This is a genomic window from Pseudoalteromonas sp. GutCa3, assembly GCF_002836155.1.
GTDB classification, from domain to species: domain Bacteria; phylum Pseudomonadota; class Gammaproteobacteria; order Enterobacterales; family Alteromonadaceae; genus Pseudoalteromonas; species Pseudoalteromonas arctica.
This window is the reverse complement of record NZ_PJBK01000101.1, coordinates 206,247-227,707: the sequence shown is the minus strand read 5'-3', so window position 1 is coordinate 227,707 and position 21,461 is coordinate 206,247. Positions and strand designations below refer to the sequence as shown.

Annotated in this window: 21 protein-coding genes; 13 read left to right on the top strand and 8 right to left on the bottom strand. The window is 39.1% G+C overall.

Translation table 11 applies throughout. The annotated features are described in order from the left end of the window. Window positions 1-130: 130 nt before the first annotated feature. Window positions 131-1,294, top strand: coding sequence for a M23 family metallopeptidase (locus CXF64_RS19035; RefSeq protein ID WP_101217791.1), 1,164 nt, complete (start codon window positions 131-133; stop codon window positions 1,292-1,294). Continuing rightward, the gene (locus tag CXF64_RS19030; protein WP_007581324.1) at window positions 1,284-1,766 is read left to right on the top strand and encodes a bactofilin family protein; all 483 of its coding nucleotides are present in this window, start codon (window positions 1,284-1,286) and stop codon (window positions 1,764-1,766) included. The genes CXF64_RS19035 and CXF64_RS19030 overlap by 11 nt, the downstream gene beginning before the upstream one ends. A 21-nt stretch (window positions 1,767-1,787) precedes the next feature. On the opposite strand, the gene CXF64_RS19025 is transcribed toward CXF64_RS19030, so the two are convergent. Further along, window positions 1,788-2,261, bottom strand: a complete 474-nt coding sequence (locus CXF64_RS19025; protein WP_002958195.1) for a hotdog fold domain-containing protein — start codon at window positions 2,259-2,261, stop codon at window positions 1,788-1,790. A gap of 183 nt (window positions 2,262-2,444) precedes the next feature. Between CXF64_RS19025 and CXF64_RS19020 the strand changes: the two genes are divergently transcribed. The 3 genes from CXF64_RS19020 to CXF64_RS19010 all read left to right on the top strand — a co-directional run bounded on the left by CXF64_RS19020 (window position 2,445) and on the right by CXF64_RS19010 (window position 4,817). Beyond that, window positions 2,445-3,644: a multidrug effflux MFS transporter gene (locus tag CXF64_RS19020; protein WP_101217790.1), complete on the top strand. Its 1,200-nt coding sequence runs from the start codon at window positions 2,445-2,447 to the stop codon at window positions 3,642-3,644. Beyond that, window positions 3,641-4,285 (top strand): LysE family translocator, encoded by a 645-nt coding sequence (locus CXF64_RS19015; RefSeq protein WP_101217789.1) that lies wholly within the window; start codon window positions 3,641-3,643, stop codon window positions 4,283-4,285. Before CXF64_RS19020 ends, CXF64_RS19015 begins: the two co-directional genes overlap by 4 nt. A 67-nt stretch (window positions 4,286-4,352) precedes the next feature. Further along, complete coding sequence (locus tag CXF64_RS19010) at window positions 4,353-4,817, top strand: methylglyoxal synthase (protein WP_002958191.1); 465 nt, start codon at window positions 4,353-4,355, stop codon at window positions 4,815-4,817. Window positions 4,818-4,836: 19 nt separating this feature from the next. Here the strand turns inward: CXF64_RS19010 and yegD are convergent, their stop codons facing one another. The 6 genes from yegD to CXF64_RS18980 form a co-directional block, all read right to left on the bottom strand. Beyond that, the gene (gene yegD / locus CXF64_RS19005) at window positions 4,837-6,201 is read right to left on the bottom strand and encodes a molecular chaperone (protein ID WP_101217788.1); all 1,365 of its coding nucleotides are present in this window, start codon (window positions 6,199-6,201) and stop codon (window positions 4,837-4,839) included. Between the two features lie 62 nt (window positions 6,202-6,263). Next, entirely contained in the window at window positions 6,264-7,106 is an 843-nt protein-coding gene (locus CXF64_RS19000) for a DNA ligase (protein ID WP_101217787.1), read from the bottom strand. A 33-nt stretch (window positions 7,107-7,139) separates the two neighbouring features. Next, entirely contained in the window at window positions 7,140-7,796 is a 657-nt protein-coding gene (locus CXF64_RS18995; protein WP_101217786.1) for an HAD family hydrolase, read from the bottom strand. Window positions 7,797-7,871: 75 nt separating this feature from the next. Beyond that, a complete protein-coding gene (locus CXF64_RS18990; protein WP_101217785.1) occupies window positions 7,872-8,171 on the bottom strand; it encodes a hypothetical protein in 300 nt (99 codons plus the stop codon). A 116-nt stretch (window positions 8,172-8,287) separates the two neighbouring features. Beyond that, window positions 8,288-10,552: a TonB-dependent receptor gene (locus CXF64_RS18985; RefSeq protein WP_101217809.1), complete on the bottom strand. Its 2,265-nt coding sequence runs from the start codon at window positions 10,550-10,552 to the stop codon at window positions 8,288-8,290. A 433-nt stretch (window positions 10,553-10,985) separates the two neighbouring features. Then, window positions 10,986-11,846, bottom strand: coding sequence for a mechanosensitive ion channel family protein (locus tag CXF64_RS18980; protein ID WP_076925435.1), 861 nt, complete (start codon window positions 11,844-11,846; stop codon window positions 10,986-10,988). Window positions 11,847-12,046: 200 nt separating this feature from the next. Between CXF64_RS18980 and CXF64_RS18975 the strand changes: the two genes are divergently transcribed. From CXF64_RS18975 to CXF64_RS18955, 5 genes are all read left to right on the top strand, one after another. Further along, a complete protein-coding gene (locus CXF64_RS18975) occupies window positions 12,047-12,256 on the top strand; it encodes a hypothetical protein (RefSeq protein ID WP_076925434.1) in 210 nt (69 codons plus the stop codon). Window positions 12,257-12,466: 210 nt separating this feature from the next. After that, window positions 12,467-14,602: a M3 family metallopeptidase gene (locus CXF64_RS18970; protein WP_101217784.1), complete on the top strand. Its 2,136-nt coding sequence runs from the start codon at window positions 12,467-12,469 to the stop codon at window positions 14,600-14,602. Between the two features lie 114 nt (window positions 14,603-14,716). After that, the gene (locus CXF64_RS18965) at window positions 14,717-15,568 is read left to right on the top strand and encodes a carboxylate/amino acid/amine transporter (RefSeq protein ID WP_101217783.1); all 852 of its coding nucleotides are present in this window, start codon (window positions 14,717-14,719) and stop codon (window positions 15,566-15,568) included. A gap of 69 nt (window positions 15,569-15,637) precedes the next feature. After that, window positions 15,638-16,969, top strand: coding sequence for a glycerophosphodiester phosphodiesterase family protein (locus CXF64_RS18960; protein ID WP_101217782.1), 1,332 nt, complete (start codon window positions 15,638-15,640; stop codon window positions 16,967-16,969). Between the two features lie 241 nt (window positions 16,970-17,210). Further along, entirely contained in the window at window positions 17,211-17,945 is a 735-nt protein-coding gene (locus CXF64_RS18955; RefSeq protein ID WP_101217781.1) for a dienelactone hydrolase family protein, read from the top strand. Between the two features lie 32 nt (window positions 17,946-17,977). Here the strand turns inward: CXF64_RS18955 and CXF64_RS18950 are convergent, their stop codons facing one another. Then, window positions 17,978-18,901 carry a LysR family transcriptional regulator gene (locus tag CXF64_RS18950; RefSeq protein ID WP_010555363.1) on the bottom strand — a complete coding sequence of 308 codons (924 nt, stop codon included), beginning with the start codon at window positions 18,899-18,901 and terminating at the stop codon, window positions 17,978-17,980. A gap of 157 nt (window positions 18,902-19,058) precedes the next feature. Between CXF64_RS18950 and CXF64_RS18945 the strand changes: the two genes are divergently transcribed. From CXF64_RS18945 to yghU, 3 genes are all read left to right on the top strand, one after another. Continuing rightward, entirely contained in the window at window positions 19,059-19,742 is a 684-nt protein-coding gene (locus CXF64_RS18945) for a type 1 glutamine amidotransferase domain-containing protein (protein ID WP_101217780.1), read from the top strand. A 116-nt stretch (window positions 19,743-19,858) separates the two neighbouring features. Next, entirely contained in the window at window positions 19,859-20,440 is a 582-nt protein-coding gene (locus CXF64_RS18940; RefSeq protein ID WP_010555361.1) for a rhomboid family intramembrane serine protease, read from the top strand. 77 nt (window positions 20,441-20,517) lie between these two features. Further along, the gene (yghU, locus tag CXF64_RS18935; protein WP_007581288.1) at window positions 20,518-21,363 is read left to right on the top strand and encodes a glutathione-dependent disulfide-bond oxidoreductase; all 846 of its coding nucleotides are present in this window, start codon (window positions 20,518-20,520) and stop codon (window positions 21,361-21,363) included. Window positions 21,364-21,461 lie beyond the last annotated feature (98 nt).

Below are 21,461 nucleotides of genomic sequence, written 5' to 3'. Positions count from 1 at the left end.
ACGAGTATTAAAAGGGCTGCTTACTAAAAGCAGCCCTTTTTTATTGATTTTTGAACAGTTACAATTTTTTTCTAGCTTTTTTAACTCAAATTGCTATCTTAATTCGGTTAATAGCCAGTGTTTATATGCCATGTCAGTATTTATAAAGTCTTTTTATCATAAATTTTTCCCAGCTCGTCAGCTACTTATTCGCCAAAATGGCGAAGTTAAGCATGTTGTTTTAGCCTCTTGGTTTCAACTTCTTGTAGCATCGCTTATTTTAGCCACTTTTGTTTGGCTGAGTATTTCGAGCTTTCGTGTTTACACACAAACTAATAAAATATCTGACATAGAACAAAGTCAAATAAACAAGCAAACACTTTGGCAACAAAAAGTCAGTGAACAGCAAGCCCTGCAAGCAACGCAATTAGAACAACTTGCAATACTTGAGCAAAAGCAGGCGCTACTGCAAAGCATGATAGAATCCCTTCCCGCTTCGATTAGCAAAGATGTCATTAAGCTTGATACAGAACTTGATGTACCTATTAATGAAAATGGCAATGAATTTCACGAACCATTAGTCGATGAAAATCCAAAAAGTAAGCAGGCGCAGTTAATAGCTCCAATTCCATTCGCAGCAAGAATTGCCAACTTAAATAATCATTATGAACAAAGCTTTAACTTTTTAGATAACCAAATTAGCGAACGTCACCAAGCTATTTTAGCTATGGTTAAAGGCGCAGGAATTGAGTCAGCGCTTGAGCAACACTTAATATTAAGTGCCCAAACGACCGCACAAGGTGGCCCACTTGATACATTTAACGAAACAAAAATTCCAAGCCATTTTTTAGCCATCGTTGATAAGTTATTAGCATTAAATAATTTAGAAAACTTTTTAACTGAACTACCAAACACCCTCCCCTTAGCTAAAGCTAAATATTATATTTCGAGTAGTTTTGGTCTTAGAAAAGATCCAATGAATAGTAATCATGCTTTTCATAAAGGAATTGATTTAGCCGGTTGGCATAAAACCGAGATATTTGCCCCAGCAGACGCTGTAGTGCTTCGTGCCGGTCGCAATGGTGGTTATGGTAACTTTATTGAGCTTGAACATAAAAACGGCTTAGTGACTCGATTTGGGCACTTAAATAAAATTAAAGTAAAAAAAGGTCAATCAATCACTAAACATGATGTAATCGGTTTAATGGGCAGCACCGGCCGAAGCACAGGCACGCATTTACACTACGAAGTATTACTTAACGGTAAACAAGTCAATCCTCTAAAAATAACAAAGGCGCTTTCTCGTGTTTGGTAGAAAAAAACAAAAAACAGTTAGCTCTAATTTAAAAAGAGTAAATCACACTCCGTCTATTATTTCTGAAGACGTACGCCTTACAGGCACTTTAGTTAGCCAAGGTGAAGTACAGCTTGATGGCCGCATTGATGGCGATATAAAAGTGGAGCATTTAGTTATTGGCTCAACGGGTGTTGTTGAAGGTATTGTTGAAGCTAAAAGCGTTATTGTTAAAGGCAAAGTTATTGGCTCAATTAATGCCAGTGAAGTAAAAGTACAAAGTGGCGCTCATGTTCATGGCGATGTGTTTCACGATACATTGAGTATTGATGCAGGTGCAGTAATTGAAGGCAGTTTAAAGCAACGCTTTGAAAAAGAAGAGCCTGAACTAATTTCGAAAGAGCTTAAACCCGCAAAAGAAGTTAAAGCATTGTTGAAGGAAGATGGCAGCGACTTATCGTTTGTAAATAAACAAGCCGCTGATAAAAACTAAGTAGAATCAGCTTAACGTAAGCTACCTTTTTTCAGTAATGTACATTGTAATATCTGCAGTGAAAACAAGCTCATTGCGGGTATTATAAAGTTTAACCGGTACTACTAAGTCTTCTTTATCAATCCACTTATGCGGTAAATCAATTTCAGCGACTGCTCTTACATCTGTATCTACTTTAGCCAAATACCTAACTGTCATGCCTTTTGGGATCCAACGATGCGTTTTAACTGGCACTGTTGCATCAACCATTACACCTGCACACAATTCAGCTAAGTTACACTGCGCAATAGCATGAATAGTTCCAATATGATTATGAACGCTGCGACGATTTTTTACCACCGCACTACAATGCCCTTCTCGAAGATCGAGTACGTAAGGTTTCATCGAACCAAAATATGGCGCTTTAAAGCAAACAGCTTTAGTAAAAAGCCAATTCCCAAAAGGTAGGCGCTTAAATTTATGCCATGTTTGTACAAGTGCAGATTTATTACTCATTATTATTTTCCATCAACAGTTACTTTTTTCAAATTAACACATCAGACCAGTTTTAAAAAGTGCATTTAAACTGCCTTTTTAGCTTAATCCAATCAAAAAATAAAAATGACAACCTATACAGGGGTCATAAGCCCTTTCTTTTTTACGAGTGCCCACCTAAAATACTCGGCAAAAGGAGACTCAATGCAAACACAGCCCGCTAAACCTAATATGACTTTGTTACTTATCCTAGCGTTACTCGTTATATTTTGCCCTATGGCAATCGATATTTACTTACCCGCTTTTCCTACTATTGCAGAACAATTTGCAGTTACAGAACAACAAGTTCAGCAAACCGTTGCTATTTTTATGCTAACAGTAGGTTTAGGCCAATTAATTGCGGGGCCTTTGGCCGATAGGTTTGGCCGAAAGCCAGTGGCTATAGTAGGTATAAGTTTATATGCAGGCTCAGCATTACTTGCCTATTACTCGCCTTCTTTTGAAGTATTGATGATTGCACGTGCCCTGCAAGGTTTTGGAGCCTGTGCCACATTTGTTGTCGCATTTGCGATAGTACGTGACAAATATGGCAGTGAACGAAGTGGACAAATGATTACCTACCTTAACGGGATTGTGTGCTTTATTCCGGCAATGGCACCTATTTTAGGAGCTTGGCTTACCGTACAATTTGGCTGGCGTATGAACTTTATGTTTTTAACCGCGTTTGCCATTGTAGGGCTTGTTGTTACGCTATTCTTTTTTAGAGAAACTCGTCCTGCTGATAGCCATTATCAGGGGCATATTTTAGATTTACGTCGCTTTACACCTATTATAAAAACACCGGTATTTTTGTTTAATAGCCTAATTTGCATGGTCTCAATGTCGGCAATATTAGTTTATGTGACGCTAGCTCCAGGCTGGCTTATTACGCATTTAGGCGGCACTGTAGCCGACTTTACTTTTTGGTTTACGTTAAACGCCGTAATAAGTATTGTCGCTAGTTTTATTTTACCAACGTACATTAAACGAAATAGCCAACGTGCTTTGCGTGTCGGTGTGAGTGTACTGGTTTTTTCAGGCGTTTTAATGCTAGCCCTTAGCGGTATAGAGACGGCATTTGCGCTTATGTTACCTATTTTAATTGCAGCATTAGGCTTTGCTCTAAGTTTAGGCTCTGCTGCAGGTATGGCTCTGTCGAGTTTTCCTAAACAAGCAGGCACAGCCTCGGCATTACTTGGTGCTATGCAAATGAGTGGCGCGAGTATACTCGTTGTTTTAACCCAATATCTAGGGTTAAGTACACCGTGGTTAATTGCTTTTCACTTATTATTGCTAGTTCCGCTTTGGCTTATTTTAATGAGCAAAAAAGCACATATTTTACACCCAACTAAAAGCGCTCAATGATCAATCCTGATTTTTTAGTCTCGTTTTTATTAGCCAGCTTTTTAATGGCTGTAGCACCTGGGCCATCAAATGCATTTTTGATGGCACAAACATTTGCTAATGGTCGAAGCGCCGGTATGCAAAGTGCTTTTGGTTTTGCATTAGGTGGGGTTATTCATACTCTATTTGCTGTTGTAGGCCTAAGCGCAGTCCTAAAAGCTTCCCCAAGTGCCTATGCCGCAGTGCAATATGCAGGCGCAGCATACTTATGCTATTTAGGGTTTATGATGATTAAAGGCACGCTAAAGCAGCCAGAGCCTATATCTGATGACAAGCAAACCGATAAACCGCATATAAGTACCAGTAAAAAAAGTAATGTCATGTTTCAGGCCATGATGACTGAAGTATTAAACCCTAAAGTAGCATTATTCTTTATTGCATTTATTCCGCAATTTGTAGATCCAACGCTTTCATCTGCTACTTTTCAACTCGCTTTTTTTGGCTTGCTTTACCCTATTTTTGCTTTTCCGATTGACTGCACGTATATTTATTTTGGCGACAAAATTGCACAGTTTTTTAGACGTAACCCAAATAGCCAACTTTGGATTGATAGGATCACCGGCATTGTATTTATAGCCCTTGCTATCAATCTATTATTTTAACTAACCTGCACTTTGGTTAAGAGATTTATTACCCAGAGTTTAAGCTAACTAATAAAAAAGAATCAGCATGGAACAAAAAACACAATCTCTTCCCGCACAAAAAAATATTGCTTTAGTTGCCCACGACGGTAAAAAAGCAGCATTAAAATTATGGTGTGAAAAACACAAAGAAATACTAAGTAAGCACACTTTATATGGCACAGGTACTACCGGGCATTTAATTCAAAAAACCACGGGACTTGATGTAGTTCAGCTTTTAAGTGGTCCTATGGGCGGCGATCAACAACTTGGCGCTAAAATAGCTGAACATGAGATACATGTTTTGATATTTTTTTGGGACCCATTAGCATCACAGCCTCATGATCCTGATGTTAAAGCACTGCTGCGTTTAGCCGCTGTTTGGAATATTCCGGTGGCGTGTAATGAGGTAAGTGCAGATATGTTATTAAGCTCACCGCTTATGGATGTAGAGCTTGAACGTACATTGCCAGATTACGAAAAATACCTCGCAACCCGACAAATAGATCTTTAAACCTCAATTGTAATCTAGGTTATTTATAAAGCATGCTGGCCCATTTAGTCAGGCCAGCAGTTACACTACCAAAGTGGTCCCCGTTAACCATTTTTATATTACCTAAGTGCTCACTTAAAGCCGCTTTAATCAATGGTGACTGTGCACTACCGCCTGTTAAGTAAATAATGTCTGGCGTGGTCGCAGCGTCGCTGATTGCTTGTTTTGCTAAAGTAACTATTTGGCTAATACTACTCTCAACGGCAACAGCTAAATCGCTTACCGATACATTTTTATTCAGCCCACTATCTAAAAAGCTTAAATCACAATCAAACGCACTAGCTGACGAAAGTGCTATTTTAGCCGCTTCACCTTGTTGTACTAACTGATGACCCTGCTTGTTTTGCTGTAAATGTATTAAACGCTTATAAAGCTCAGGTGCACTTACATCACGTAATTGTGCATTTAGCTCTCGGGTATGGCTTTCACTATAGAATTGGCTTTGTAAATTTACATCGTTAATTTTACACGCTTGCCAAAACGCTTGATTAGGCAAAGGTAGACCTGATTTAAACGTACTGCCTAAACCCAATAACGGCATTAAACCATGAAAGCTCAAAGCAATATCTAAATCGTTTCCGCCAACACGTTTACCACCGTGAGATAAAAAGTCGCCATCGCGCTGGCTATTTCCTCTAAAGCTTGGGCCCATTTGTACAAATGAGCAGTCACTCGTACCACCACCAATATCAATAACGAGTACTTTTTGATCTTGAGTTAAATCACTCTCGTAATCGATACCCGCAGCAAGTGGCTCATATAAAAACTCTACGTCTTTAAAACCAGCGCGTTTAGCAGCGCGTTCTAAAATACCGACCGCTTGTTGATTTGATTGCTCACCACCCACAGCTTGGAAGTTTACTGGGCGACCAATCACTGTTTGTGTAAGTGTTTTACCTAAAGAGAGCTCAGCGCGTTGCTTAATTTTTAAGATCATCGCGGTTGCGATATCTTCAAAAAAGTTAATTTGACCTTGCTTTAAACCTGTTGCGCCAAAAAATGATTTAGGGGACTTAACAAAGTAGCCTTCTTCAGGGAACTGCACGTACTCGCTAATCGCTTCACGACCAATAAATAGGGTTTCATCTGAAGGCTGTAAATCAAGGTCTGACTTAATACGAGGTAAGGTATTTAATAATGCTTGGCGCTGTGTTAAAAAGTCATGCTCATGGGCTGTGCCATGTAAGTGCTTAGCAACAAAGTCAACAACCAAGGCACTGTGATGAGTGTAAAGTGTAGACGGTAAGTAATGTTTTCCTTGCTCTAGCGGTACTAATTGAACATTACCCTCGCTCATTACACCCATAGCACAATTAGAACTACCGTAATCAAAACCTACAAACATACTTCACCACACATTACCAAAAAGGCCGCGCAATTTAGCACACTTTGTAAAATTTATAAATGTTATAAATTATCTCTAACTCGTAAAAAACTAGCAAAACGCGGTAACCCGTTTTTTGTTAAGCCATGATACCGGTACGTTACAGCGCTGCCTATCTCAGGTGGAGTGGCGCGCTCTGCATCATTAAACCCAGTACCAATTGAAAACACCTGCCCTTGTGCTGTTTTTACTCTTAATGCACCTAACATACCTTGGTATTTGCCTTTACCTGGTAAGTGCGCAATTACAATCGCTTCTGCATCTAAATAAGGCTTTAATTTTAGTAATGCACTGCTTCGCCCATTGCTGTGCTTAGCACTGGCCAAATGAAGCATTACGCCCTCGCCGCCCTGCTTAGTTATGTTTTCAAAATATTCTGTGAGCTGCTCATTATTAGTAAAGCTATATTGAACTACAACGCTAATGTGCGGCGAGTTTAGGCTAGTAATAAGCTCATTATAGTTTTTATAGCGAATGCTAAAAGGCAGGGTTTTATCTGGCATATCAAATACTTTATAAGTAATAGTTTGCCAATCATGATTATTAGGGGTTTTAGTTCTTACTATGCCACTAAGCGCAGAAAAGTGCTCACGTTTGGTCCACAGCTCACCATCAAGCCATACGTTTGGCAATGGCGCTGTAAACCAACTTGGCGCATTAATAATATTACCCTTGCGAGTAACAAACTGCGTGCCGGTCCATACAGCTCTTACGCCATCATATTTTTCACTGACTAAATATTTACTTACATCGTAATGCTTAGTTTCGTCATATACTTTCGCGAGTAAAACAGAGGGTTGTGCTGCACTTATACATTGCGTAAAAAGTACAAAAACAATTAAAAACAGGTGTTTAATAGTAGACATTGGCGCATCCAAGCAAGTAAAAGTTGGCTTAAACTATAGTTGAGATTGCACCCATTGCCAAAACTCATCTAAGTTACTCATTTTATAGGTAGCTTGGCTAAAATCGTGATCTTTTGTGTGGCTATTAGCAATGGCTACAACACGTAACAAGGCGTTATTGGCCGCCGTAACGCCGGTAAATGTATCCTCAACGGCGATTGCATTGCCTGCCTGTATATTTATCTGCTTAAGTGCCAGTAAATATGGGTCTCCAGCAGGTTTAGGATTAGTTACATCGTCTTTTGTTACCACCGTGTCAAACAGCTCATAAAATCCTAAACCTTTAAGTATTGGCATAGCTTCACTTTTAGCACTGCCCGTTACTAGCGCCATTTTTAAGCCACTCGCTTTTACAGCTTTCAACGTTTGCTCAGTAAACGGCATTAGTGGTGGTAAATGTGTTATTACATATTCGCCAAATAAACTGTATTTTTCATCCGCTAAAAACTGTGCGCTTACTGATAAGTTATGCTCTTGCTTAATCTCTATTGCAGCTTCTAAAGTGGGTCGTCCTGAAAAGCGCTGACAAAAATTACTTTCTAAATAACTAACACCATAAGGCTTAAGTAGTTTACTCCAACATACAAAGTGCATGCTTTCTGAATCAACTAATGTGCCATCCATATCAAATAATACTGCTTCTAATGTCATCCTCATTCCTTATTTAACCTAAGCCAAATTTTGACAATAAAAAAGGCGCCTTAAGCACCTTTTATTAAATTGTTGTTATTGCGTTAAGCCTGCTGGTGGCTCACCCGTTGCTTCCTCACCTGTTTCAACATCAACAAGCTCGTAGCCACGCGTTTTACGCATAACTTTAAGTACAGGCTTTTCAAATGCTGTTTTTAAACGATCTGAGTCATCTTTCAACTCATCAAGTGTTGTACCAAAAGGGGCTGCGCCTGTTTCTGACCAGTTAGTCACTTTACCGTTCAGATTATATTCTACTTCGTGTATTTGATATTGCGCTGCTTCATCTTTCGTTGCTTCACAAAAAATTACACGGTAATTCCAAAATCCAGCCATTGCTCTTCTCTTTAAATAAACCAATTAGGCGCTACTTTAGCAGCTCTAAAAGGGGTTATACAAATAAAAAAGCCTGCGCAATGCAGGCTTTTAAAGTAAATACTTTTAGCTATTAGTTAGAAAAATCTAACTTTAAACTCAGCACCTACGTAACGTTCTTCGTTAACAATACCCGTATTGTTATTAAAGTCTACAGCTCCAATAACTTGTTGCTCGTCAAATAAGTTACGAACAAAAGCGGCTACTTCGTATTCGTAATCGCCTTCAGACCATGTGTAACCTGTACGCAAACCTGTTTCAATAAGCTCTTTACCTTCAAACTCTACTGATTCGTAAAGGAACATATTGATTTTACTGCGATAAGAAATATCACCGCTAGCGAAGAAGTTACCATCGGCAAGTTCTTTAGTGTAGCGGAGCGTAAAGTTAGAGATCCACTCAGGAGCATGCGGTAAGCTATTACCATCAAGTACAGCAAGACCAGAACCATTAATTGGGTCAGTTACAGTACATTGAGCACAAACAGCGACAGCTAAATCGTTATCTTTAATTTCTGTTTTATTGTAGCTTAAGTTAAACGTTGCATTAAACTCATCGCTTAATACCCACTGCGTATCTAACTCAAAACCATAGCCAGTCGTTTTATCAGCATTAACTAAACGGTTAAAGTTAGCACCACCGCCTACAGCGGTAAGTTGCTGGTCGTCCATTGTGTAATAAAACACAGTCGCGTTAACACGACCTTGGCCATCTAACACGTCTGATTTAATACCTGTTTCGTACGATGTTACAGTTTCTGATTCAGCTGTTGTTACATCATCACCAAACAAAATACGACCTTGTAAACTAGGTGCGCGGAAGCTGTTTGCTACACGGCCGTACCAGTTAACATCATCGTTTACTTTATAATTTGCAGATAAGTCCCAGCTAACATGGTCGTCACTAACATCACGCTCTACTAGTAAAGCACCACCGCCAATTGGGCTAAGTGTACGGTCAGCGACAAAATCTTTATCATCGTCAGAGTAGCGAAGTCCCGCTGTTACTTTTAAATCATCTGAAAAAGTATAATCTACAGAACCAAATACAGCCCAAGCTGTAGTATCTTGCTGTTGACGAACATAGCCATTTAAAGCACCAGCATCGGGTGTTGAGAATGTATCGTAGCTGTAGTTTTCAATTGTTAGTTCTTCATCGAAGTAAAAAACACCTACTTGATAATTTAAATCGCCATCAAAGTTACTAGATAAGCGTAGCTCTTGCGTCAACTGGTCGTGATCTGGAATGCCATCAGCACTTTCTGAAGAGAAAGGGATAAAACCAGGCCCCATGAAATCTGGAATATAAGAAGCACCGTAACCGCCGTCGATGTCAGCGCGAGAATAAATTTCAGCACTTTCCCATGCAGAAATTGAAGTGATTGTGTGATTTTTAAGTTCCCACTCAAGCTTTAAGCTTGCACCTTCAGATTCTACTTGTTGAGTAGAGCGAGATGCCGCATCTTGATAAACAACATCACTTTCATAGTTATCTACTAGCTCATTAGTACCCGTTTTAATTACATTTGCACGAAAGGCAATTGGCGAGCCATCTAAATCACGTGTGTGATAGTTTAATAAAGCAGTAAAATCATCGCCTTCATATAAAAATTGAACACGTGCCGCTTTTTCAGTGTAACCACCTTGCTCGTCTTTAGCTTCAAAGCCTGGCGCTTGGTTATCAATGTAATCGTCTTTATCTTGCCATAATAATGAAACACGAGCAGATAAACGGTCAGTTAAAGCACCACCTACTGCGCCACTTGTATCAACAGCGCCACGGCTACCGTATGAAACAGAGCCATAACCATCAAATTCTTGGCTTGGTTTAACAGTATCAAACTTAACAAGGCCAGCCGGCGTGTTACGTCCAAATAAAGTTCCCTGTGGTCCACGTAATACTTCTACGCGTTCAACATCAAATACTGGGAAGCCTTTTAAAATTGCATTTTCTTGAACGACTTCATCAACAACAAGTGACACTGGTTGTGATGCATTCAGATCAAAATCGGTATTACCTAAACCACGAACGTAAAAGCGTGGGAATGAACGACCAAATGAAGATTCAATTGATAAACTTGGAATTTTCGCATTTAAAAAACGAATATCCATACCAGCTGAGCTATACGCATCAAGGTTATCACCTTGTAGAGCAGATACTGCTACTGGTACTTCTTGAGCGTTTTCTACACGTTTACGAGCTGTTACCTGAATAACTTCTAGTTGGTTACTTTTTTTAGCTGCTTCTTCAGCGGCTAAAGAAGAAAATGAAGTACCTGCTACTGCAGAGAACAACGTTGCATTGATTAGGGTGGCTAACGTAGATCTTTTCATTGCTTTCATGTTGGGTTTAACCTTTTTTGTGCACTCTTGTTCAACGGTTTTTTGTGTTGCGCTACTTATACCTTGAAGGTAAGTTGCGGGCTCGTTCAATTTTTCGCGACTTGCGTCATGCGCGCGGACCTTATTATCGAGAGTACAAAAACGATGCTATAAGGCTGAACGAACGATTAAGATTATATCATTTTGTAATAATTTTACTGCATAAATATTGACATAATTAGAAACTTTTTTGCAACATTTAACTACAAGATTACGCATTTTTATCACTATTTAGATGCAAAAACCTAATAGTGCGGACATATGTCCTTTGTTGGTTTTAATAAACTGGAGTAGGAAGAATGGATTGTTTTACATGTTAACCTAAAATAGAAACATCTACTTATATACAAATAAAGCCATCCAAAAATGACTTTAAATAGCTACTGTATTTGGATTATGAGCGCTTAAACGCAATTTCACCGTCGATATGAATGTCGCGCTGAGGGAAGGCAATCACTACATCATGCTTTTCAAATACAGCGTAAATACTAAAACGAATATCACTGCGCACTTTTCTAAGCATGGTTTCGGACTCGGCGCACACCCAAAAAATAGCATTAAATACGAGCGAGCTATCAGCAAAGTCATCAAATAATACCGACGACTTTGGATTAACCAATATTGCTTCATGGTCGTCAAGCACTTGTTGAATAAGCTTTTTAACCAGTATCACATCTGAACCGTATGCAACACCTACACTGACCGATGAGCGTGCATTGCCATCTATTAGCGTCCAATTTGTTACTGTATTTTCGAGCAATTGAGAATTAGGAATAAGCATATGTACGCCGTCATTTCGACGGATACGCGTTGAGCGAGTGTTAATTGTTTCTACTACGCCTTTTGCATTCCCTACCTCTAAAAAGTCACCAATACGTATTGGACGTTCCCACATCAATATCCAGCCACTAATAAAGTTATTTATTATGTTTTGCGCACCAAAGCCTACACCAATGGCTATTGCACCTGAAACAAAAGCAAACGCAGTCAGCGGTATGCTTAATACTTCTAAAGATGTAAAAATTAAAATTGCGATACTTAAAATAAAGTAGATACGTGTAAATAAATGCACGGCATCTTGGCTTAGTTTTTTTGCCAATAATGTTTTTGTTATTAGCTTGCCAATACGCGTCACAATAAACCAAATAGCGAAAAGTATTAAAGGCACTTTAATAATTTTTGCTACGGTAATGTGTACATCGCTGTAACTAAATACAACAAAGGCAAGAATTTGGTTTATGTGTTCTAACGTCATTTATTTTCCAAAACAAGCAAAGGAGCGCTTTAAATTAAAATCGCTATAAAGTGAAAGCGGTTCAGTGTTGGGTAAGTTTAGCAGTCATAATATAACTAAAACGCCAAGTTAATAAGTTCAATATGCTTTTTATGAACAATTTATTAACTCTTTATTGCACCGAGTGCTATATAAATAGTGTACAAGCACTGGAGATCACTATGTCACAACTAACTTTAAATCAAAGGTTGGCAACATTGCAGCCACAGGTAGACTTACATTTATTTGAAAGTAGTCTAGATTATCGAAATAAAATTTTGTGTCTTCTTGCGGAGCAAGAGCAAGCCTTGGCAACTATTAACAAAGAATTTGGCCAACAACAACCTAGCAGTTTTGGCTCTGAGAGAAAATTTGTACTTGGATATAACTAAGTAAACAATGGCTCGACCGCTTAATTAAGTAGCTCAAGTGTTTACTTTTAGAGCTACTTTTACCTACCTTAAAGCTAAATATTAGCTAATTTGCGTTCAAATCCCCCTTAATACCGATAAACTTTATTGTATAAACTCCAAAATTTGATAAGTTAACTAGGTTTTTCGACTCGCAAAGCCTATTCCGGCTAATCTTTTTATGGAGTTATTATGCGTAAAACCCTGATCGCCACTACTATTGCTAGTGCCTTAATATTATCGGCCTGTTCATCTAACGATACACAAAACATGGCAAAAGAAGGTGCAGCACAAGTGCAAGACATGAACGCAAACAATGTTTTATTTAAGCCAAGCCCATTACAATATATGGCACCAGAGTTTGATAAATTTGGTACAAAAGACTACGAAGCAGGCTTTGACGCTGGTATTGCGCAGCATACAGCGCAAGTCCAAGCGATTGCTAACAACCCTGCTCCTGCAACATTTAAAAATACCTTAGTTGAAATGGAATTGTCAGGCGAGCTATTAAATCGCGTATCGGCTGCGTTTTTCAATTTATCAGGCTTAATCTCAGATGACGAATACCAACGCATTAGCAAAAAAATGGCGCCGGTACTATCTGCTCACTCAGATGATATTTACCTAAATGGCGAGTTATTTAAGCGCGTACAAACAATTTACGACAATCAAGATAAATTAAATGCTGAAGATCAACGCCTAGTTGATTTTTACTACAAGCAGTTTGTAAAAGCGGGTGCTAAGTTAAACGACGCTGAAAAAGCTAAAATGCGTGAAATTAACTCAGAACTAGCTCAGCTATCTACTGAATTTTCACAAAACATTTTAAAATCGTTTAAAGAAGACGTTATTGTAGTTACAGATAAAAGTGAATTAGCAGGTCTTTCTGAAGGTGAAATTGCCGGTCTTGCAGCTTCAGCTAAAAAAGCAGGCAAAGACGGCTACATGATCACGCTTGTTAACACAACACAGCAGCCTATCTTAAGCAGCCTTGAAAACCGCGATCTACGTGAGCGTATTTTTAAAGCCTCTGCAAACCGCGCAGCAAAAACCAACGGTCCTATTATTATTAAAGAAACCAACCTACGTGCCCAAAAAGCAGAGCTTTTAGGCTATAAAGATTGGGCTTCTTATGTAATGACGTCGCGTATGGCACAAACAACTGAAAACGTTTACGGCATCCTTGATGACCTAGCGCCAAAAGCGGTTGAAAAAGCAAAAATTGAAGCGGCTGCTATTCAAAAAGTGATTAACGATTCAGGCGAAAGCTTTGAGCTTAAACCATGGGATTGGACTTTTTATGCTGAAAAAGTACGTGCAGAAAAGTACAACTTAGACCCTGCACTTGTTAAGCCATACTTTGAAATGCAGTCGGTTATTCACGATGGTTTATTCTTTGCGATGAACAAACTTTACGGTATTACGTTTAAAGAACGTAAAGACCTTCCTGTTTATCATGAAGATGTAACCGTATACGAAGTATTTAACGCTGATGGCAGCGCTATTGGTTTATTTTACTTAGACCCTTACGCACGTGAAGGTAAACGTGGCGGTGCATGGATGAGCGCATACGTTAGCGAAAGTGGCTTAAAAGGCACTAAACCTGTTATTTACAATGCGCAAAACATTCCAAAGCCTGCAGAAGGCGAACCTACGCTAATGACGTTTGACGAAGTGTCTACTATGTTCCATGAATTTGGTCATGCTGCACACGGTTTATTCTCAGATGTTAAATACCCAAGCCTAGCGGGTACTGCAACGGCGCGTGACTTTGTTGAGTTTCCGTCACAAGCAAATGAAGATTGGATGATTGAACCAACCGTTCTTGCTAACTATGCGAAACATTACAAAACAGGTGAGCCAATTCCACAAGCTTTACTTGATAAAGTACTTGAATCGCAAAAATTCAACCAAGGTTACGGCACTACTGAATATTTAGCCGCTGCCCTACTTGATATGGAATGGCATTCATTTGGTTCTGATAAAAAAGTAGCTGACGTTCAAAAGTTTGAGCAAGACGCACTAGAAAAACACGGTATTGCTTACTACCCTGTTCCACCGCGTTACAAATCAAACTTCTTTAGCCACACATTTGCAGGTGGTTATTCAGCGGGTTACTACGCGTACCTATGGACTGAAGTGTTTGCAGCAGACGCCTTTGCACATATGGAAAACAACGGCGGCTTAACACGTAAAAATGGTGATAAGTTCCGTAAAGAAATCCTATCAAAAGGTAACAGCCGCGACTTAATGCAAAGCTACATTGAGTTTAGAGGTCAAAAACCAACTACCGACGCACTACTTAAGCGCCGTGGTTTAGTTGAATAAATAACTTAATTTATTAAGCTCACTTTTATAAAAGCCCGCTTGCGGGCTTTTATTGTTTATACATTAATTTATAACAGATAAACTGCTGCCATTAATTATTTAAAGACGACGGCTATGCGGTACTTATTTGCAGTAACTTTACTTTGGGCATTTTCATTTAGTTTAATTGGCGTGTATTTAGCAGGTCAGGTTGATGCATGGTTTAGTGTGTTAATTCGCATAGCACTAGCAACCCTCGTATTTTTACCACTTTTAAAGTTTAAACAAACACCTAAACCTTTAGCCTTAAAGCTTATGCTGATTGGCGCTATACAACTTGGTGTTATGTATAGCTTTTACTACCACTCCTTTTTATTTTTAAGCGTCCCCGAAGTACTGCTATTTACAGTAATGACTCCTTTGTACATTACCTTGCTAAATGATGCATTGAACAAACATTTTAACCCACGCTTTTTTATAGTCGCACTTATTGCTGTAATTGGTGCAATTACCATTCGTTACGAAAACCTAAATAGCAATTTCATAATTGGCTTATTATTAGTTCAAGGTGCGAACATAAGTTTTGCTGTAGGCCAAGTAACCTATAAACGCTTAATGATGAACAATAAGCTTGATGATAAAACCGTATTTGGATGGTTTTTTATAGGCGCACTTATTATTGCCACAATTTGTTATGCATTATTTGGTAATTCAAATAAATTACCAACCACTTCTACTCAGTGGGGCATACTGATTTATTTAGGGGTTGTTGCATCAGGCCTTGGTTACTTTATGTGGAATAAAGGCGCAACACTCGTCAACGTTGGAGCTCTGGCAGTCATGAATAACTTACTTATCCCAGCAGGGATTATTGTTAACGTACTAATTTGGAACCGAGACGCTGACATAGTCAGGTTAAGTATTGGAGCAGCTATAATGTTAGGTGCATTATTAGTGAATCAAATGCTTAATAAAAAAGTAAATTAATAAGCTTGTAGCAAAATTGTCATTAATAATCATTAAGGTAGTACAAATTTTACTTTTTAAGGATAAACAATGAAACGTATTACCTTACTTACAAGCTGTATATTGTTAGCCACACTTGCAGGCTGCGACGACGATGTAGAAATAGTAGAAAAAGAAGTGGTTGTTACCAGCACAGAAGTTGAGATTGTTGAAGTGCCTACGCCTGTTATTGTAGAAGTACCAAACGGTGATGCGCCAGATATTCAACTAGGCACTCGCCCTTATTATTTAGTAGATGATATGAGCGACAGCAACTTAAAAACAAAATTAGAGTCATGCAGTGAAGGTCCTTTTTACCGCACCGACTTTTCTATTGGTCATCGCGGTGCATCAATGCAATACCCTGAGCATACTAAAGAAGCCTACATTGCTGCAGCTAGAATGGGCGCAGGCATTGTTGAATGCGATGTTACATTTACAAACGATAAAGAACTAGTATGTCGCCACTCCCAATGCGACTTACACACCACAACTAATATTTTAGCCATTCCTGAACTTGCAGCTAAATGCAGTGTGCCATTTACACCAGCAGACCCTGCTAATGGTGTTGCTGCTTCTGCAAAGTGTTGTACCAGCGATATAAGCTTAGCGGAATTTTTAACCCTTGAAGGTAAAATGGATGGTGCAAACACTAATGCAACTACCGTTGCCGATTACATGGATGGTACACCAAGTTGGCGCACTGATTTATATGCCACCAACGGCACATTGATGACCCATAAACAAAGCATTACACTGTTTAATGGGATGGGGGTGAAAATGACCCCAGAGCTAAAATCACCACAAGTAAGCATGCCATTTGATGGAATGACGCAAGAGCAATATGCGCAAAAAATGCTAGACGAGTACACACAAATGGGCGTGCCAGCCTCAAGAGTTTATCCGCAATCGTTTAACCTTGATGACGTAAAATACTGGATTAACACTAACCCTGACTTTGCAGATAAAAGCGTATACCTAGATGGTCGCGACAGTGAAGCCGGATTTGATACAAGTAACCCACAAACATGGCAACCGGGTATGGATGAGTTAGTGGCTGATGGCGTTAAAATTTTAGCCCCTCCAATTTGGATGATGCTAACAATAGATAACGAAAATAATATCGTGCCATCACAATACGCAATTGACGCAAAAGCAGAAGGTTTAGAGCTTATTGCATGGAGCCTTGAGCGCTCAGGTCCGCTTAATGAAGGTGGTGGTTATTACTATCAATCAATTGCTGATGTTATAGATAACGATGGCGATATGATGACGGTCGTTGATGTACTCGCACAAGACGTGGGGGTAATGGCTATATTTTCAGATTGGCCGGCTACCGTAAGTTATTACGCTAGTTGTAATAAAATGCCTGCAAGTATTTAATACCAATCTGCTTATATATGGGGTCTATTTAACGTTAAGAAAATTACGCTAGAACTAGGCAAAAATTTTTTATCTAGTTGTTCTAAATAAAAAATTTTTAACGACGTTATAGTGAAATTTAATTCGTTAAATTGATCAAAGATTTATGCAGGTTGGTATAAATACTCGACAACAAAAGTCGTTTATTTTATCGCGCTCAGTTACCATATCATTATATAATTTTATTTAACTGAGCGCTTTTATGATAATTCAACAACATAATGCAGACTTGCCAACACCTACAGGTTTAATGCGAACAACCGTATATCGCCCTCAGGCGCAAGGGCAATTCCCTGCTATCATTTTTTATTCTGAAATATTTCAGCAAACTGCACCTATTGCACGCAGCGCAGCTATTTTAGCAAGCCATGGCTTTGTGGTATTAGTACCGGAAGTGTTTCACGAGTTAAATCCTATGGGCACTGTGCTTGCTTATGATGATACAGGTAAAGACAAAGGCAATGCAGATAAGTGGGCAAAGCCACTTGAGCATCATGATAGCGACACGCAAGCCATGATCGACTTTATAAAGCAGCAACATTACTGCACAGGTACAGTAGGCGCTATGGGCGTATGTATTGGCGGGCATTTAGCTTACAGAGCGGCGCTTAATCCTGAAATTAAAGCGGCTTTTTGCTTATACGCGACTGATATTCATAGCAATACATTACCTGCAAAATTAGGTAATAACTCATTTGAACGCATGGCTGATATACAAGGCGAAATTCACTTTATATGGGGTAAACAAGACCCGCATGTGCCACAAGAAGGTCGCACTAAAATATACCAGCAATGCGTAAACACAGGCATTAATTACCAATGGCAAGAAGTTAATGCCCAACATGCCTTTATGCGTGATGAAGGTGAGCGATACGATGCAGCCCTTGCAATTAATATGTATCAACAAGCGGTTGCATTATTTAGCCGTACTTTATAAGTATTTTATAAATGCTTTAAAAGCGAAAATAATTAAACGCTTTTCAGCATACCTAAGGCGGTATGCTGTTTTACAAAATATGCTTTTAAGTAATCAATAAATAATCGTAGCTTTTTAGAGCCCGCAGCTCCTGGCGGAAATACTCCGTACAGTTCAATATCTTTGCTTTTATAATCATCTAATATTATTTCAAGCAGCCCAGCTTGTACTTTAGGCCACGCATCGTAAAGCGGAATACGCCCAATGCCATGCCCCGCTTCTACAAAGGCAGTACGTGCAGCTGCGTTATTAGTACTTAAGGCGCCTTGCATTGCAATGTCGTGTTTTTTGCCATCTTTTGAAAGTGTTAACGTTTTACTTCCTAGCTGATAAACCACCCATTGATGATCTGCCAATTCTAAAGGCGTTTTAGGTTTACCAAAATGTGTAAAGTAATCCGGCGCGCCACAAATACAAGTGCTCATTGTAGTCAACTTGGTTGCTTGCAAGTTGGAGTCACTCAGTGCCACACCCCTAATTGCAAAATCGAACCCATTTTTAATAATATCAACCACATCGTCAGTAAGCTGTAAGTCTATTTTAATTTTAGGGTATTGGCGCTTAAACGTATTTATTGCGGGCACAATTAGCTGCATTCCCACATTCACAGGGCAGCTAATTTTAAGTAAACCTTGTGGCTCACTCTTTATATTTTCTATTTGCTGATTAGCTGCATTAGCTTGTTCGGTAATTATTCTACAACGCTCATAATAAGCAATGCCCGCCTCAGTCAGCGCCATGGTACGAGTTGAGCGATTTAATAAAGTGACTTCAAGTTGGGTTTCTAACTTTTTTAAATGATAACTCGCTACTGCTCGCGTAAGCCCTAACTGTTTAGCCGCAGCGGTTAAGCTGCCCTGCTCTACAATTTGCGCAAATACGACCATGCTCTTTAACTGCTCAAACGACACCTTCATATGTGCTCCGTAGCGTGTTTTAAATTCAACCCCTCTATTGTATCAATTATTAAACCAATAAAGTTAAATTTATCATCGTTGTTTAAAGCTCTTTTAGTGCATATAGTAATTGGTAAGCAAGATAAACTAATTCAAATCATCAGAAGGAATATATTCAATGTCTAAAAAAATACTTATGGTTCTTACATCTCACGCAGAACTTGGTAACACTGGCGAAAAAACAGGTTTTTGGGTAGAAGAATTTGCAGCCCCTTATTATGCATTTGTTGATGCAGGCGTTGAAGTAACATTAGCGTCTCCAGCTGGCGGTCAACCACCTATTGATCCGACAAGTACGCTTTCTGATTTTCAAACTGATGCAACTAAACGTTACGACGCCGATAGCGCAGCACAAACACTTATGGCAAACACTAAAGTGTTGAGTGAAGTAAAATCTAACGATTTTGATGCTGTATTTTACCCAGGCGGTCACGGTCCATTATGGGACTTAGTTGACAACACAGATTCAATTTCGCTTATCGAAAGCTTTGTAAAAGAGCAAAAGCCTGTTGCTGCGGTATGTCATGCAAGTGCTGCATTTTTAAATGTTAAAGATGCCGATGGCAATGCATTAGTAGCGGGTAAAAAAGTAACTGGTTTTACTAACTCTGAAGAAGCTGCAGTGCAACTTACCGATATCGTGCCATTTTTAGTTGAAGACGAGCTAATTAAAAAAGGCGGCGATTATCAAAAAACTGACGACTGGGGCGTATTAGCGCTAGAAGACGGTTTAGTAATTACCGGCCAAAACCCAGCAAGCTCTGAACTAGCTGCAAAAAAACTATTAACTAAATTAGGTTAATAGTGAGTAATAATTAAAATTAAGCACAGCATTTTATGCTGTGCTTTTTTAATTGCTTTTCATTAGCAAATACAATTCCTATACTGGCAGCTCTTAAAGTCAATTAGGGCGATTATATGGCAACCAAGCCAACCACACTGTCATTACTAACGAGTACCCGTTTCGCAATATTTAGTATTGTTGTTATTTGCTTCGTACTACAGGTGATCAATAGTCTACCTGGCATAAATCTTAATGGTTTAGGCATATATCCACGTAGTATCCAAGGATTAATTGGCATACTATGCGCACCTTTTTTACATGGTAGCTGGTGGCACTTTGCCAGTAATATGATCCCATTTGTAGTATTAAGCTGGCTCATTTGCCAGTACAGCGTAAAACGTTTTTATAACGTATTTATTTTTACCGCTCTAGTCGGTGGACTGTTAGTTTGGGCATTTGGGCGCAGTAACATACATGTTGGTTTAAGCGGTGTTATATATGGTTTATGGGGCTTTATTCTATGCTACGGCTTAGTAAGACGCTCATTAAAATCAATTATAATTGCAGTTGTAGTGGCTATACTTTATAGCGGTTTTATATGGGGTGTTTTACCTCAGCGCTATCATGTATCGTTTGAAAGCCATTTATTTGGAGCGCTAAGCGGGTTGTTTTTAGGTTATAGATTAGCAAAAGCCGATAAATTAAAAGGTCGGTAAATTAAGTATTAGGGCCTTTAATTAATTTTTTATGGCCACATTTACCATATATGTATTTCATCTAACAGAGGTTATTTATGAGTGATAAAAACGAATACACGCCACCAAAAGTATGGACGTGGGAAAGTGAAAGTGGCGGTAAGTTTGCCAGCATTAACCGCCCAATTGCAGGCGCGACTCATGACAAAACTCTACCTATTGGTGAGCACGCATTTCAGCTTTATTCTCTTGCGACACCTAATGGCCAAAAAGCTACAATCATGTTTGAAGAGCTTTTACAGCTTGGTTGCACCGATGCAGACTATGACGCATATTTAATAAACATAGGTGATGGCGATCAGTTTGGATCTGACTTTGTTGATATTAATCCAAACTCAAAAATCCCAGCGCTAATGGATCATTCAACCACGCCGCCTACTCGAATCTTTGAATCTGGTTCTATTTTACAGTATTTAGCTGAAAAATTTGATGTACTCATCCCTAAGGATTTAAAAGCTAAAACTGAGTGTCGTAACTGGCTATTTTGGCAAATGGGCTCAGCGCCTTACTTAGGTGGCGGATTTGGTCATTTTTATAGCTACGCACCAAGTAAAATGCAATACCCTATTGACCGTTTTACCATGGAAACTAAACGCCAACTTGACGTGTTAAATCGACATTTAAGCGAAAATGAATACATGGCAGGTGATGAATACTCAATTGCCGATATTGCAATTTGGCCGTGGTACGGATCGTTAGTGCTTGGAGCTTTATATGATGCAGCAGAGTTTTTAGATGTTGCCTCATACACCCATGTTGTACGCTGGGCTACGCAAATATCAGAGCGCCCCGCTGTTAAGCGTGGTCGTCGCGTAAATCGCACATGGGGTCCTGAAGAAGAGCAAATGGCAGAGCGCCATAACGATAGCGATTTCGAAGGTTAAATCTATAGAACAGCAAGTAAAGTCGTTAACACTTTAACCTGCTTGATAATTTTAAGGCTCAAAATAAATATTTATTTTGGGCCTTTTTACTTTTTAAA